The organism is Chitinivorax tropicus (genome assembly GCF_014202905.1).
Lineage (GTDB): Bacteria > Pseudomonadota > Gammaproteobacteria > Burkholderiales > SCOH01 > Chitinivorax > Chitinivorax tropicus.
The window spans coordinates 105,860-119,186 of record NZ_JACHHY010000013.1 but is presented as its reverse complement, the minus strand read 5'-3'; the positions used below and the strand labels follow the sequence as shown (position 1 = coordinate 119,186).

At 58.4% G+C, this 13,327-nt stretch carries 14 protein-coding genes; all 14 read left to right on the top strand.

Annotated elements, in window-relative coordinates; genetic code table 11:
* Nucleotides 1-250 precede the first annotated feature (250 nt).
* The 14 genes from HNQ59_RS11615 (at nucleotide 251) to hisI (ending at nucleotide 13,241) form a co-directional block, all read left to right on the top strand.
* Entirely contained in the window at nucleotides 251-2,431 is a 2,181-nt protein-coding gene (locus tag HNQ59_RS11615; protein WP_184039323.1) for an autotransporter domain-containing protein, read from the top strand.
* Between the two features lie 156 nt (nucleotides 2,432-2,587).
* Nucleotides 2,588-3,487: an ABC transporter ATP-binding protein gene (locus tag HNQ59_RS11610; RefSeq protein WP_184039392.1), complete on the top strand. Its 900-nt coding sequence runs from the start codon at nucleotides 2,588-2,590 to the stop codon at nucleotides 3,485-3,487.
* Between the two features lie 10 nt (nucleotides 3,488-3,497).
* Complete coding sequence (locus tag HNQ59_RS11605) at nucleotides 3,498-4,253, top strand: ABC transporter permease (RefSeq protein ID WP_184039319.1); 756 nt, start codon at nucleotides 3,498-3,500, stop codon at nucleotides 4,251-4,253.
* Nucleotides 4,254-4,311: 58 nt separating this feature from the next.
* The gene (locus HNQ59_RS11600) at nucleotides 4,312-4,554 is read left to right on the top strand and encodes a BolA family protein (protein ID WP_184039316.1); all 243 of its coding nucleotides are present in this window, start codon (nucleotides 4,312-4,314) and stop codon (nucleotides 4,552-4,554) included.
* Nucleotides 4,555-4,558: 4 nt separating this feature from the next.
* Complete coding sequence (gene murA / locus HNQ59_RS11595) at nucleotides 4,559-5,812, top strand: UDP-N-acetylglucosamine 1-carboxyvinyltransferase (RefSeq protein WP_184039313.1); 1,254 nt, start codon at nucleotides 4,559-4,561, stop codon at nucleotides 5,810-5,812.
* Between the two features lie 236 nt (nucleotides 5,813-6,048).
* Nucleotides 6,049-6,702, top strand: coding sequence for an ATP phosphoribosyltransferase (gene hisG / locus HNQ59_RS11590; protein WP_184039310.1), 654 nt, complete (start codon nucleotides 6,049-6,051; stop codon nucleotides 6,700-6,702).
* Nucleotides 6,703-6,815: 113 nt separating this feature from the next.
* A complete protein-coding gene (hisD, locus tag HNQ59_RS11585) occupies nucleotides 6,816-8,120 on the top strand; it encodes a histidinol dehydrogenase (protein WP_184039307.1) in 1,305 nt (434 codons plus the stop codon).
* A gap of 49 nt (nucleotides 8,121-8,169) precedes the next feature.
* Complete coding sequence (gene hisC, locus HNQ59_RS11580) at nucleotides 8,170-9,249, top strand: histidinol-phosphate transaminase (protein WP_184039304.1); 1,080 nt, start codon at nucleotides 8,170-8,172, stop codon at nucleotides 9,247-9,249.
* Between the two features lie 19 nt (nucleotides 9,250-9,268).
* Nucleotides 9,269-9,856: an imidazoleglycerol-phosphate dehydratase HisB gene (gene hisB, locus HNQ59_RS11575; RefSeq protein WP_184039389.1), complete on the top strand. Its 588-nt coding sequence runs from the start codon at nucleotides 9,269-9,271 to the stop codon at nucleotides 9,854-9,856.
* A gap of 21 nt (nucleotides 9,857-9,877) precedes the next feature.
* The gene (gene hisH, locus HNQ59_RS11570; protein WP_184039302.1) at nucleotides 9,878-10,525 is read left to right on the top strand and encodes an imidazole glycerol phosphate synthase subunit HisH; all 648 of its coding nucleotides are present in this window, start codon (nucleotides 9,878-9,880) and stop codon (nucleotides 10,523-10,525) included.
* A gap of 41 nt (nucleotides 10,526-10,566) precedes the next feature.
* Nucleotides 10,567-11,307: a 1-(5-phosphoribosyl)-5-[(5-phosphoribosylamino)methylideneamino]imidazole-4-carboxamide isomerase gene (hisA, locus tag HNQ59_RS11565; RefSeq protein ID WP_184039299.1), complete on the top strand. Its 741-nt coding sequence runs from the start codon at nucleotides 10,567-10,569 to the stop codon at nucleotides 11,305-11,307.
* The gene (locus HNQ59_RS11560; RefSeq protein WP_184039296.1) at nucleotides 11,307-12,074 is read left to right on the top strand and encodes a class I SAM-dependent methyltransferase; all 768 of its coding nucleotides are present in this window, start codon (nucleotides 11,307-11,309) and stop codon (nucleotides 12,072-12,074) included. Before hisA ends, HNQ59_RS11560 begins: the two co-directional genes overlap by 1 nt.
* Nucleotides 12,075-12,087: 13 nt before the next feature.
* Nucleotides 12,088-12,858, top strand: coding sequence for an imidazole glycerol phosphate synthase subunit HisF (gene hisF, locus HNQ59_RS11555; RefSeq protein ID WP_184039293.1), 771 nt, complete (start codon nucleotides 12,088-12,090; stop codon nucleotides 12,856-12,858).
* Nucleotides 12,855-13,241 (top strand): phosphoribosyl-AMP cyclohydrolase, encoded by a 387-nt coding sequence (gene hisI, locus HNQ59_RS11550; protein ID WP_184039289.1) that lies wholly within the window; start codon nucleotides 12,855-12,857, stop codon nucleotides 13,239-13,241. Before hisF ends, hisI begins: the two co-directional genes overlap by 4 nt.
* The last annotated feature ends 86 nt before the right edge of the window (nucleotides 13,242-13,327 follow it).

Sequence of the window (13,327 nt, the reverse complement as noted above, 5' to 3'; positions counted from 1 at the left end):
CAGTCAATTATCACTATCAGCGGCAAACACTAGTTCTGTTGACATGGATTCATAAACCCACATCGATACTGACCCCGGTCACTCATCATGCGCTTCGCTGATTTGGCCCACGGCAGGGAACTTGTGGTGCTTGACCCTGCTCCGACACGCCACTCGGCAGGGCCATGAGACTGTATCAACACAACCAAGCAGACCAGGTCCGGCATTATCACTGCCAGATATCAATAGCCTTGAGAAACCAGGAGAAATCATGAAAAAGTTTGTCAAACCGCTCATAGCACTCGCGGTGGCCAGCAGCTTCAGCGGTGCGGCACAGGCCGACAGCTACAGCCAAATGTATGTATTCGGCGACAGCCTGTCGGATACCGGCGCCTTTGCCGGGGGGGCGGGTGTCGCCCCCGGTGCGCGATTCACCGTCAATCCAGGGCTGGTCTATGTTGATCGGGTGGCTGAACATTATGGCAAATCGATGATTGCCAACAATCGGGACAATCCGAACACCCCCCGCACAGGCAACAACTACGCTCAAGGCGGTGCGCGATCCATTGAATCCGATCGTAATGGGCTATTCGGCAACATCCATGATCTGCCGACCCAGGTGACCAATGCATTGGATGACTTCAAGGCACGCAATGTCAACGGCGTCGATCCCAATGCACTATATATTATGTACACCGGTGGCAACGATGTCCCGGTCGCATTGGCCAAGGCGGCGAGCAATCCTGCTGATGCCGCTGCAGAAATCCAGGCATCAGCGACAAGCCTGCTCACCCAGGTCGCCCGTCTACGTCAGGCTGGCGCCAAAACCATTGTCGTGCCTAATCTACCCAACTTTGCGAACGTACCCGGTGTCGCGTTCGGTGCCATCGATGGCATTCTGGCCAACAGCGCAGTGGCCACGGGCATCACCAATGCGGTCACCGCACAGGTCGATGCAGGCATCGCCGCTGGCAGCATTCCAGCCGCCAACCGTAGCGCCGCCATTAGTGCCGGCATCAGCACCGCTACCAACGCCATTCGCACGGCAGCGGTCAATGCCATGTTTGCGCAATATCGCGCCAGTGATGACCCCACCACCGCACGCAACAATGCTGCCGCCGCAGCCCAGGCTGCCTTCACTGCCGCTGGCGTACCTCTGCCCGATGGCACCGTGGCCACCGCCCTTGCCCGGGCGGCGGCTGGTGGCAAACAATTGAGTGAGGGCTTCAACCTGGCGGTCAGTGCGGGCATGATCACACAAGGCATCAATGTCATCCCGGCGGATATCTTCCATCTGGTTGATGAAGTGGTGGCCGATTCCAAACTCTATGGCATCGACAATGTGACCGGCGCCGCCTGCCCGAACACGCTGGTGAACTCCATTCAATGCTCTGCCAATACACCAGGCGTAGACAGCAGCAAAACCTACCTGTTTGCCGATGACCGCCACCCGACACCACAAATGCACGCGCTGATTGCAGATTACCTGATCTCGATTCTGGACGCAGGCAATGCCATCGCCCCTTTGGTCGATCTGCAACTGGCAGGAGGCCGAGCGCATGAAGCAGTCATCGACAACCACTTGCGGTCACTCGCTGGCACGCGCCAGAGCACCGGTGGTTATCGGGTGTTCGTCGATGCAGGCAGCACCCGCATGGATCGCTCAGCGCGTGACACCCAACCGCGCTTCGACGGCAAGGACAAGCTCAGCGCCACAGTTGGGTTTGATGTGCTCGCCACCGACAACGTCAACATCGGCTTTGCTGTCTCGCGCAATGAGCAGGCAGGCCAGCTGAGCGGCAGTGGCCGGGTGCAAAGCCGCGAGACGACATTGAGCGTGTTCGGGCAAGCGGATCTGGACAACTGGTATGTCAATTGGCTGGGCAGCATCGGCAATACCAATTTCGACAAGATCGAACGCGCCATCAAGCTGGGCGCGGCCACCCGCATCGAAAATGGCAATGCCAAGGCGGATCGCACCCAACTGAAGCTGGGCCTGGGTTACAGAATGCCGATGGGGCCGATCAAGCTCATCCCCAAAGCAGGGCTGGCCTATCAGAACATCGACATTGCCGCCTATCAGGAAGGTAGCGGACGCTCAACAGCCATGACATTCAGCAGCCAAAAGGTCAAATCGGTCGTCGGCAGCCTGGGCTTGGCCGTCGAAGGCAATTTCGCGGCTGGCTTCGGCCAGATCCGTCCCTATCTGGATCTGGCCGGCAAGCATGAATTCAAGGGCGGTGATCGCAAGCTGACGGTCGGCCTGGTCAACATGCCGGGTGGATTCGATGTCCAGATTGCCCGCCAGGATGACAGCTACGGCACGGTTGGCGCGGGCGTCAATGTCGATATCGGCAGGGCCACCACGGTCGGGCTGAATTACCAACAGGTGATCGGCATGCGTGACAGCAAGGAACGCAGCGCCGGCCTCAGCCTGCTGACCCGTTTCTGACAGCCCACCAAGCACCTTCAACATGACCGACAGGCCGCTCATCGGGCGGCTTGTTTTTTGGCGGATGGCATCGACCAACAGATCGACTCCGCCAGCCCCACCCCAACTCCAGATCGCTCGTGTAGAATGGAGCGCTTTCATTGCAAGCCTCCGCCGATGAAGGCCGCCATCCGCATCCACCAGATCAGCAAGCGCTTCAAATCCTTGCAAGCGCTCGACCAAGTCAGCCTGGATATCCTTCCAGGTGAATTCTTTGCGCTGCTCGGCCCCAACGGTGCTGGCAAGACCACACTGATCACCATCCTGGCCGGGCTGACCCGTGCCGACAGTGGCGTGGTCGAAGTCATGGGCCACAATGTGGTGAGCGATTACCGCAACGCGCGACGCAAGCTGGGCATCGTGCCGCAAGAGCTGGTGTTTGATCCGTTTTTTACCGTGCGCGAAACCTTGCGCATCCAGTCAGGTTACTTTGGCTTGAAGCACAACGATGACTGGATCGACGAAGTCATGACCAATCTGGACTTGATGAACAAGGCAGACGTCAACATGCGAGCCCTGTCTGGCGGCATGAAGCGACGCGTACTGGTCGCGCAGGCGCTGGTGCACAAACCCCCGGTGATCGTGTTGGATGAGCCAACGGCTGGTGTCGATGTCGAATTGCGGCAAAGCCTGTGGGAATTCATCAAGCAGCTCAACCAGGCAGGACACACCATCGTATTGACCACCCATTACCTGGAAGAAGCCGAAACGCTGTGCAATCGTATCGCCATGCTCAAGCAAGGGCGCGTCATCGCGCTGGATGACAAGGCCAATTTCCTGAATCGCCAAGCCACACCTCAGCTACGCATCAAACTGATGCCCGACATGCTGCCCACCAGCTTGCACCCCATGCTGATCAGCCAGGAGGACGGCTACCACCGACTGAGGCTCCCTGCACTCGACCAGCTCGAAGCCGTGCTGCAGACCTTGCGAGAGGCCGGGGTGAGCGTCAAAGACCTGGCGCTCGAACAGCCCAATCTGGAAGATGTATTCGTCCAATTCATGCACCAACCTTGATCGCCCCGACATGACTGGCTTCTCGACCCTGCTTTACAAAGAAGTGCTCCGTTTCTGGAAGGTCAGCCTGCAGACCATCCTGGCCCCGGTTGTCACTGCACTGCTCTACCTGCTGATCTTCTCCCATGCCATTGGCAGCCACGTCAAGGTGTATCAGGACATCCAATATGTGCACTTCCTGATCCCTGGACTGGTGATGATGTCGATGTTGCAAAACGCCTTTGCCAACAGCTCATCCAGCCTGATCCAATCCAAGATCACAGGCAATATCGTCTTCATCTTGCTGCCGCCGCTGACCCACCTCGAATTCTTCGGCGCCTATGTCATCGCCTCGGTTGTTCGCGGCTTGGCGGTCGGCCTGGGCGTGTTCGCAGTGACCTGGTTGTTCATCCCGCCCACCCTGCCGCACCCGATCTGGGCCTTGGTGTTCTCATTGCTCGGGTGCGCCATGCTGGCCACCCTGGGCTTGATTGCTGGCATCTGGGCTGAGAAATTCGACCAGCTCGCCGGGTTCCAGAATTTTCTGATCATGCCGCTCACCTTCCTGGCGGGCGTATTCTATTCGATTCACTCCCTGCCCCCTGTCTGGCAGGACATTTCGCATTTCAACCCGTTCTTCTACATGATCGACGGATTCCGTTTCGGTTTTCTCGGTGCATCGGACATCAACCCCTGGCACAGCCTGCTGATCATCGCCAGCTGCACGTCAGGGCTGACATTGTTCACCTTGCACCTATTGAAAACCGGTTACAAACTCCGACATTGAGCTTGCAGCCGATCGGCTACCCCTTGCTCAATCAACCTTACTGGATGCGACAACCACCATGGTGACCCCGGAACAAGTCAAACAATACATCGCCGCCAACCTGCCCTGTGACATACTGGAAGTACAAGGCGATGGCCATCATTTCGAAGCCTTGATCGTCAGCGCGGAATTCGCCGGCAAAAACCGTGTGCAACAGCATCAACGTGTCTACCAAGCCCTGGGGGACAGGATGCGTGAGGAAATCCACGCGTTGTCGATGAAGACCTTCAGCCCTGAGCAATGGGCTGCCGCGCAAGGCTGAGCAGATGGATAAGCTCAAGATCACTGGCGGTGCGCCCCTGCGGGGTGAAATCCTCATCTCCGGCGCCAAGAATGCCGCCTTGCCGATCCTTTGCGCCGGGTTATTGACCGCAGACACCCTGCGGCTGACCAACGTCCCGCAGCTGCGTGATGTGCTGACCACCCAGAAGCTGCTGCAGCAGATGGGCGTGCGTGTCATGACCGACAATGTGCACGAGTTCGAGATCACCGCCAATCAGGTCGATCAGCTGATCGCCTCCTATGAGCTGGTGAAGACCATGCGCGCATCGGTTCTGGTATTGGGCCCGATGCTGGCCCGCTTTGGCGAAGCCACCGTCAGCCTGCCAGGCGGCTGCGCCATCGGCACACGACCGGTTGATCAGCATATCAAAGGGCTGGCGGCCATGGGCGCCGAGATCAAGATTGAGCACGGCTACATCAAGGCCAAGGCCACCCGCCTGAAAGGCGCACGGATCGTCACCGACATGGTGACCGTGACCGGCACGGAAAATCTGATGATGGCCGCCGTACTGGCCGAGGGCGTCACCACCATCGAGAATGCTGCGCGCGAGCCGGAAGTTGTTGATCTCGCGGCCTGCCTGACCGCCATGGGCGCCAAGATCTACGGTGCCGGCAGCGACACCATCACCATCGAAGGGGTGGACAGACTGCACGGCGCACACCATCGTGTCATGCCCGACCGCATCGAAACCGGCACCTTTCTGGTGGCCGCAGCCGCCAGCCAAAGCCACCTGGTTATGCGCAACACCCGTGCCGACATGCTGGATGCGGTGTTGGACAAACTGAAAGAAGCAGGCGCCCACATCGAGGCAGGCAAAGACTGGATCAGCCTGGACATGAAGCGCCGACCAGCGGCGGTGAATATCCGCACCCTGCCCTACCCAGCCTTCCCAACCGATATGCAGGCGCAATTCATGATGCTGAACGCCATTGCCGACGGCACCGGCGTGATTACCGAAACCATCTTCGAGAACCGCTTCATGCACGCCCCGGAACTGAGCCGCATGGGCGCCGATATCGAGACCAGCGGCCATACCGCCATCACCCGTGGTGTCGAGAAGCTGTCTGGCGCCACGGTCATGGCAACTGATCTACGGGCCTCAGCCAGCCTGGTCATTGCCGGCCTGATCGCAGAGGGCGACACTATCGTGGATCGCATCTACCATCTGGATCGTGGTTACGAGCACATCGAGCGCAAACTGTCCGCCGTGGGTGCGCAAATCGAGCGGATCAGCTGACAGACACCACGACCACCGCCCGTCAGACGCCATCCATACAGGTGGCGCCTTCCGCATACTTTCAGATGTAAGCACATACCCAGGAAATAAAAGGCTTTTTCTGAAAGCACACGCACTCGGCCCGACCGGCCTTCACCACCAAGAAAGCAGCATGGCGTGTTTTCTGCCAATGCAACGCAACATTTTTAACAAAATCGGATACAATCGGGTGGAATCTTTCCAACAAGCCCAATTTCGTGAGCACGATCACCATTGCCTTATCAAAAGGCCGCATTTTTGACGAGACACTCCCTTTGCTGGAAGCAGCAGGCATCGTCCCAGCGGAAAACCCGGAAACCTCCCGGAAACTGATCATCGGCACCAATCGTGACGACGTGCGATTGATCATCGTCCGTGCAACCGATGTGCCGACGTATGTGGAACATGGCGCGGCAGATCTCGGCGTGGCGGGCAAGGACGTGCTGCTGGAGCATGGCGGCAACAATCTCTATCAGCCCCTGGATCTGGAAATCGCCCAGTGTCGGCTGATGGTCGCCACCCGCGCCGGATTCGACTACACCTCCGCTGTTGCGCGTGGCGCGCGGCTGCGGGTGGCCACCAAGTACGTGGACTCCGCCCGCAAACACTTTGCCGCCAAGGGCGTACACATTGACCTGATCAAGCTGTATGGCTCCATGGAGCTGGCGCCACTGGTCGGCCTGTCCGATGTCATCGTTGACCTGGTGAGCACAGGTGGCACCTTGAAAGCCAACAACCTGGTCGCGGTCGAGCATATTCTTGATGTCAGCTCTCGCCTGGTAGTCAATCAAGCAGCCTACAAACTGAAACGCGGCAAACTGGCTCCCATATTTGATGCATTCAAACACGCCATGCATCATCACGACCACTGAGCACTGGTCTTGAGCAGGCATGCGCGGCCCTGTTCGGGACCGCCAAACGGCAATTTTCCAAACAAAAATGCCGCGCGAACGATATAATATTGCTTCGCACAGGACCGAACACCATGGCCACCCTTCGCCGTCTCGATTCCCGCAGTCCCGGCTTTCGCGCCGAATTAAGCCAGCTTCTGGCCTTTGAATCCGCTCAGGACCCAAAGGTCGATGCTGCCGTCCAGGCCATTCTGGCTGATGTCAAACAACGTGGCGACGAGGCTGTATTGGAATACACCCGCCGCTTCGATCGCATCGATGCCTCATCGATGGCCGCACTGGAAATCCCCCATGCTGCGCTGCAAGCGGCTTATGAACAGCTTCCGGAGCGGGCGCGTCAGGCGTTGACCCTGGCTGCTGAACGAGTGCGCCGCTATCACGAGCATCAGAAACAATCCTCCTGGCAGTACCAGGAAGCTGACGGCACGGTATTGGGTCAACAGATCACTGCGCTGGATCGGGTCGGCATCTATGTGCCGGGCGGCAAGGCTGCCTATCCCTCCTCGGTGCTGATGAATGCCATGCCGGCCCAGGTTGCCGGAGTGGGTGAAATCATCATGGTTTCACCAGCCCGCGCAGGGGATGAGCAACAGCTGGTGCTCGCTGCGGCCTACCTGGCTGGCGTACATCGCGTACTGACCATTGGCGGCGCCCAGGCCGTAGCCGCGCTGGCCTATGGCACAGCCAGCATTCCGCAAGTGGACAAGATCGTCGGCCCAGGCAATGCCTATGTCGCCGCCGCCAAACGGCATGTGTTCGGGGTGGTCGGCATCGACATGGTCGCAGGCCCATCCGAGATTCTGGTCATCTGTGATGGCCGGACTAATCCAGACTGGATTGCCATGGATCTGTTCAGCCAAGCAGAGCACGACGAAATCGCCCAGGCCATTCTATTGAGCCCGGATGGCGACTTCATCGAACAAGTCAGCGCCAGCATCGAACGCCTGCTACCAACCATGCCCCGCGCGGACATCATCCGCGCCTCATTGGCAGGGCGGGGGGCGCTGATTCAGGTCGCCAGCCTGGATGAAGCCTGCGACATTGCCAACTGGATCGCCCCTGAGCATCTGGAATTGTCCGTGGCCGACGCCCCGGCCATGGCAGCCAAGATCCGGCATGCGGGCGCCATTTTCATGGGACGTTACACCTCAGAATCGCTGGGCGATTACTGTGCTGGCCCCAATCATGTGCTACCGACCTCCCGCACGGCCCGCTTTGCCAGCCCATTGGGTGTCTATGATTTCCAGAAACGTTCCAGCCTGATCATGGTATCGGCAGAGGGTGCGGACACATTGGGGCGGGTCGCCTCAGTGCTGGCCCACGGCGAAGGGCTACAAGGACATGCCCGTGCCGCCGAGCTACGGTTGAAAACCAATTGAACGCGACGGCACGCCGCCAGCTGCCTACATCACTCGACTGAAGATTGCCATGACGACACCTGAACAACTGATCCGACCAGAAATCCTGGCCATGTCGGCCTATCATGTCCCGCCGGCCAGCAAAATGGTCAAGCTGGATGCCATGGAAAACCCATACCGCCTGCCGACCGCATTGCGGCAACAGCTTGGACAAGGACTGGGTGACATCGCCATCAACCGCTACCCTGATGCTGGCTATGGTGAGCTGAAAGGCCGATTGCGGCGTATCTACAACCTGCCAGAGCAAGCTGCGGTGATGCTGGGGAATGGCTCTGACGAACTGATCCAGATCCTGGCCATGGGCCTCGCCAGGCCCGGCGCCAAGCTGATGAGCCTGGAACCCAGCTTCGTGATGTATCGAATGATCGCCACCTTCTGCCAGATGCAGTATGTAGGGGTACCCTTGCGCGAAGATTTCACACTTGATATCGAAGCCACCCTGGCCACCATCGAGCGTGAACAACCCGCACTGATCTTCATCGCCTACCCCAACAACCCAACCGGCAACCACTTCCCTGCCGAACATATCACCCGCATCATCCGTGCGGCCAAGGGCTTGGTGGTGGTCGATGAGGCCTATGAGGCATTCGCGCGCGATAGCTTTCTACCCAAAGTCACCGAATTCCCCAATCTGCTGATTCTGCGCACCCTCTCAAAAATAGGGATGGCCGGACTGCGCCTGGGGTTCATGGTGGGCGCGCCAGCCTGGATCAATGAATTCGAAAAGCTACGCCCGCCTTACAATGTCAACGTACTGACACAATATGCAGTGGAAACCTTGCTGGATCAGATCGATGTCCTCCGTGAACAGACCGAACAGATCAAGCAGGCACGGATGCAACAGGTCGAGCGGCTGGCTACCCTGCCCACTCTGACCCAGTACCCGTCCGACGCCAATTTCATTCTGGTGCGCGTACCTGACGCCCCTGCCGTCCACGCCGCATTGAAGGTAGCGGGTATCCTGGTCAAGAACCTGCACGGTGCCCACCCACTGTTACAGAACTGTCTGCGGCTGACCGTCGGTACATCCGAAGAAAATCAATTGTTGTTTGATGCACTTAAATCCGCTTTAATGGCAATGGATGCCTGAAATCATGTCGATGACTGCAATGCGCGAAGCCGCTATCACCCGCAACACCCTGGAAACCCAGATCACCGTCAGATTGAATCTGGATGGCTCAGGCCAGTCCCGCTTCGAGACGGGGTTGCCCTTTCTTGATCACATGATGGATCAGATCGCCCGTCATGGCTTGATCGATCTCGATATCGTCGCCCATGGTGACTTACATATCGATGGCCACCACACAGCGGAGGACATCGGCATCACCCTGGGGCAAGCCTTTGCCAAAGCGCTGGGTGATAAAAAAGGCGTACGCCGCTATGGGCATGCCTATGTGCCGCTCGACGAGGCATTATCGCGGGTGGTGGTCGATCTGTCGGGGCGCCCCGGCTTGTCATTCCATGTCGAATTCACCCGCGCCATGATCGGCCAATTCGACGTTGACCTGTTTCACGAGTTCTTCCAGGGCTTTGTCAATCACGCAGGTGTCACGCTCCATATCGACAATCTGCGCGGCCACAACGCCCACCATCAAGCAGAAACCGTCTTCAAGGCGTTTGGCCGTGCCTTGCGCATGGCGGTGGAGCCTGATCCGCGGATGGCAGGCATCACGCCATCGACAAAAGGCACTCTCTAGGTCTATAACACCCATAACAAGATGAAACAGACAATCGCAGTCATTGATTACGGCATGGGCAATTTGCGTTCAGTCACCAAGGCGCTGGAACACGTAGCACCCGACTCCCGGGTACTATTGACCAGTGATGCCCGACAAATCGAACAGGCGGACAAGGTGGTGTTTCCGGGGCAAGGGGCCATGCGCGATTGCATGGCGGAACTGACGACGCGCGGCTTACGCGATGCGGTTCACACAACAGCAACCGACCGTCCTTTTCTGGGCATCTGCATTGGCGAGCAGATGTTGTTCGAGCACAGCGAAGAATTTGACACCCCTGGCCTGGGTATTCTGCCAGGGCAAGTCAAACGCTTCCCTTCCGATCAAATGGTCGATGCACAAGGGCAACGGCTGAAAGTCCCCCACATGGGCTGGAGCGAGGTGTGGCACAGCCGCCCGCACCCACTCTGGCATGGAATCGAAGATGGTGCCCGCTTCTATTTCGTACACAGCTATTTTGTCACCACACCCGATACCGCGCTGACCACTGGCGAAAGCACCTACCCCAACCGTTTCACCTGTGCAGTGGGCCGCAACAATCTGTTTGCCACCCAATTCCACCCCGAAAAAAGCCACTCGGCGGGGCTGCGCCTGCTCAGCAACTTTGTTGCATGGAATGGCCAAGCCTGATGCCCGATTCATCAACCCTTTACTGAACCGCACTTTTCATCATGTTGCTCATCCCTGCAATCGACCTCAAAGACGGACAATGTGTACGCCTGCGTCAAGGCGAAATGGAGGATGCCACGGTATTCTCCGAGAACCCGGCAGCCATGGCCGAACACTGGCTGGCGCAAGGCGCACGACGACTGCACCTGGTTGACCTGAACGGCGCATTTGCCGGCAAGCCCAAAAACCTGGATGCAATCAAGGAAATCCTGTCCGTCATCAACCATGAAATCCCGGTTCAACTTGGTGGTGGCATACGGGATCTCGAAACCATCGAACAATATCTCGACCTGGGCTTGTCCTACGTCATCATCGGCACGGCTGCCGTCAAGCGCCCGGGCTTCCTGCACGAAGCCTGCGATGCGTTCCCGGGCCATGTCATCGTGGGCCTGGACGCCAAAGAGGGTAAAGTCGCGGTGGATGGCTGGTCGAAGATCACGGGCCACGATGTGGTCGATCTGGCCAAACGCTTTGAGGACTATGGCGTGGAAGCCGTCATCTACACCGATATCGGTCGTGATGGCATGCTCAACGGCGTCAATATCGAGGCCACGGTCAAACTGGCGCAGCACCTGCACGTACCAGTCATCGCCAGCGGCGGCATCACCGACCTGGAAGACGTCAGACGCCTATGCGATGTCGAGGACGAGGGCATCATGGGTGCCATCACCGGTCGCGCCATCTACGAGGGCACGCTCGACTTCACCGAAGCCCAGAACCTCGCTGACGATCTGCGTCCCTGATGACCTATCGATCCACCGAACGCTTCTCCAACCGGGTGGGCGACTATCACCGCGCCCGGCCCGGTTACCCAGCTGCCGTGTTCGACTGGCTGACCACGCTTGGCGTACTGGCACCATCGAGCCATGTGGCGGATATCGGCGCTGGCACCGGGCTCTCCACCTTGCCTTTGTTGGCCCATGCCAACACGGTGTATGGGGTGGAGCCCAACCAAGCCATGCGTCAGGCGGCAGAAGCCCAGCTCGATGATCATCGTGGCTTTGTCAGCATCAATGGCACTGCCGAGGCCACCACCTTGCCAGCGCACAGCGTTGATCTGATCGTGGCCGGGCAGGCTTTTCATTGGTTCGACCCTGCCCCCACCCGCGAGGAATGGCGCCGCATTTTGAAGCCAACCGGCCAGGTCGTGCTGATGTGGAATGAGCGCGAAACCGACAGCACACCGTTTCTGCAAGCCTATGAAGCCCTGCTGATCGAACATGGCACGGACTATTGCGAAGTCAACCATGCCCAGGTGGATGGTGACCGACTGACAGCGTTCTACGGCCAGCCTCCGATATGCCAGCGCTTTCCGAACAAACAGGTGTTCGACCTGGATGGCATGTTGGCACGGCTTCGCTCCAGCTCGTATACACCGGCCCCCGGCCAAGCTGGTTACCAGCCGATGATCGATGCGGCACAAGCCTTGTTTGCGGCACATCAGCAACAGGGGCAGATCGAATTCCTCTATCAAACTGTTGTCTATTGCGGAGCACTCCGCGCTAACTGACGATTGAATCACCATGCCCTTAGCCAAACGCATCATTCCCTGCCTTGACGTCACTGCTGGTCGAGTCGTCAAGGGCGTCAACTTTGTCGGACTGCAAGATGCTGGCGATCCGGTTGAGATCGCCAAGCGATACGACGACCAAGGCGCAGATGAGCTGACCTTTCTGGACATCACCGCCAGCTCCGATGAACGTGACATCATCCTGCATATCATCGAGGATGTGGCTTCCCAGGTGTTCATCCCGCTGACTGTCGGTGGTGGCGTCCGGCAGGTCGAGGACATCCGCAGACTGCTGAACGCTGGTGCAGACAAAGTGTCGATCAACACCTCAGCTGTTACCAACCCACAATTGGTGGAAGATGCCGCCGGGCGCTTTGGCTCGCAATGTATCGTGGTCGCCATCGATGCCAAGGATGTCGGCACCCCCGAAGCCCCTCGCTGGGAAGTCTTCACCCACGGAGGCCGCAAAGCAACGGGGCTGGAAGCGGTCGCCTGGGCACAAAAGATGCAATCACTGGGCGCAGGGGAAATTCTGCTGACCAGCATGGACCGGGACGGCACCAAACAAGGCTTCAACCTGCCACTCACCCGCGCTGTCTCTGATGCGGTCGATATTCCAGTCATCGCATCGGGCGGCGTGGGCAACCTGCAACACCTGACCGATGGTATCCTGTTAGGCCATGCCGACGCTGTGCTCGCCGCCAGTATTTTCCATTATGGGGAATACACGGTGCAGCAAGCGAAGGAATACATGCGTCAACAAGGTATCGAGGTGAGACTGTGAGCTGGCTGAATGAAATCCGCTGGAATCGCGATGGCTTGATCCCGGTCATCGCACAAGACTGGCAGACAGGCCGTATCCTGATGTTTGCCTATGCCAACCGCACGGCACTGGCCCTGACCGCTGAAAAAGGCACTGCCCACTACTGGTCGCGCAGCCGCAACAAACTCTGGCACAAAGGCGAAGACTCCGGCCATTACCAACGCATTCACGAGATCCGTATGGACTGCGACGAGGATGTGGTCATCTATGTCATCGAACAGCAAGGCGGCATTGCCTGCCACACAGGCCGGGAAAGCTGTTTCTATCGCAAATTGCAAGGAGATGAATGGGTGATCACCGATGAAGTCTTGAAAGACCCGAAGGACATCTATCGCAACACCTGATCAGCCCTGGCTTCACACCTTGGCCATCATCAACCCCACCACCGGTGCCGTGCAGCGCTGGCATGGCTGCGTTGTGGGTGGTGTCT

What these genes read in the sequence shown, in the direction of transcription:
- HNQ59_RS11615 (WP_184039323.1), top strand. Translation starts at nt 251, where the DNA reads ATGAAAAAGTTTGTCAAACCGCTCATAGCACTCGCGGTGGCCAGCAGC.
- HNQ59_RS11610 (WP_184039392.1), top strand. Translation starts at nt 2,588, where the DNA reads ATGAAGGCCGCCATCCGCATCCACCAGATCAGCAAGCGCTTCAAATCC.
- HNQ59_RS11605 (WP_184039319.1), top strand. Translation starts at nt 3,498, where the DNA reads ATGACTGGCTTCTCGACCCTGCTTTACAAAGAAGTGCTCCGTTTCTGG.
- HNQ59_RS11600 (WP_184039316.1), top strand. Translation starts at nt 4,312, where the DNA reads ATGGTGACCCCGGAACAAGTCAAACAATACATCGCCGCCAACCTGCCC.
- murA (WP_184039313.1), top strand. Translation starts at nt 4,559, where the DNA reads ATGGATAAGCTCAAGATCACTGGCGGTGCGCCCCTGCGGGGTGAAATC.
- hisD (WP_184039307.1), top strand. Translation starts at nt 6,816, where the DNA reads ATGGCCACCCTTCGCCGTCTCGATTCCCGCAGTCCCGGCTTTCGCGCC.
- hisC (WP_184039304.1), top strand. Translation starts at nt 8,170, where the DNA reads ATGACGACACCTGAACAACTGATCCGACCAGAAATCCTGGCCATGTCG.
- hisB (WP_184039389.1), top strand. Translation starts at nt 9,269, where the DNA reads ATGCGCGAAGCCGCTATCACCCGCAACACCCTGGAAACCCAGATCACC.
- hisH (WP_184039302.1), top strand. Translation starts at nt 9,878, where the DNA reads ATGAAACAGACAATCGCAGTCATTGATTACGGCATGGGCAATTTGCGT.
- hisA (WP_184039299.1), top strand. Translation starts at nt 10,567, where the DNA reads ATGTTGCTCATCCCTGCAATCGACCTCAAAGACGGACAATGTGTACGC.
- HNQ59_RS11560 (WP_184039296.1), top strand. Translation starts at nt 11,307, where the DNA reads ATGACCTATCGATCCACCGAACGCTTCTCCAACCGGGTGGGCGACTAT.
- hisF (WP_184039293.1), top strand. Translation starts at nt 12,088, where the DNA reads ATGCCCTTAGCCAAACGCATCATTCCCTGCCTTGACGTCACTGCTGGT.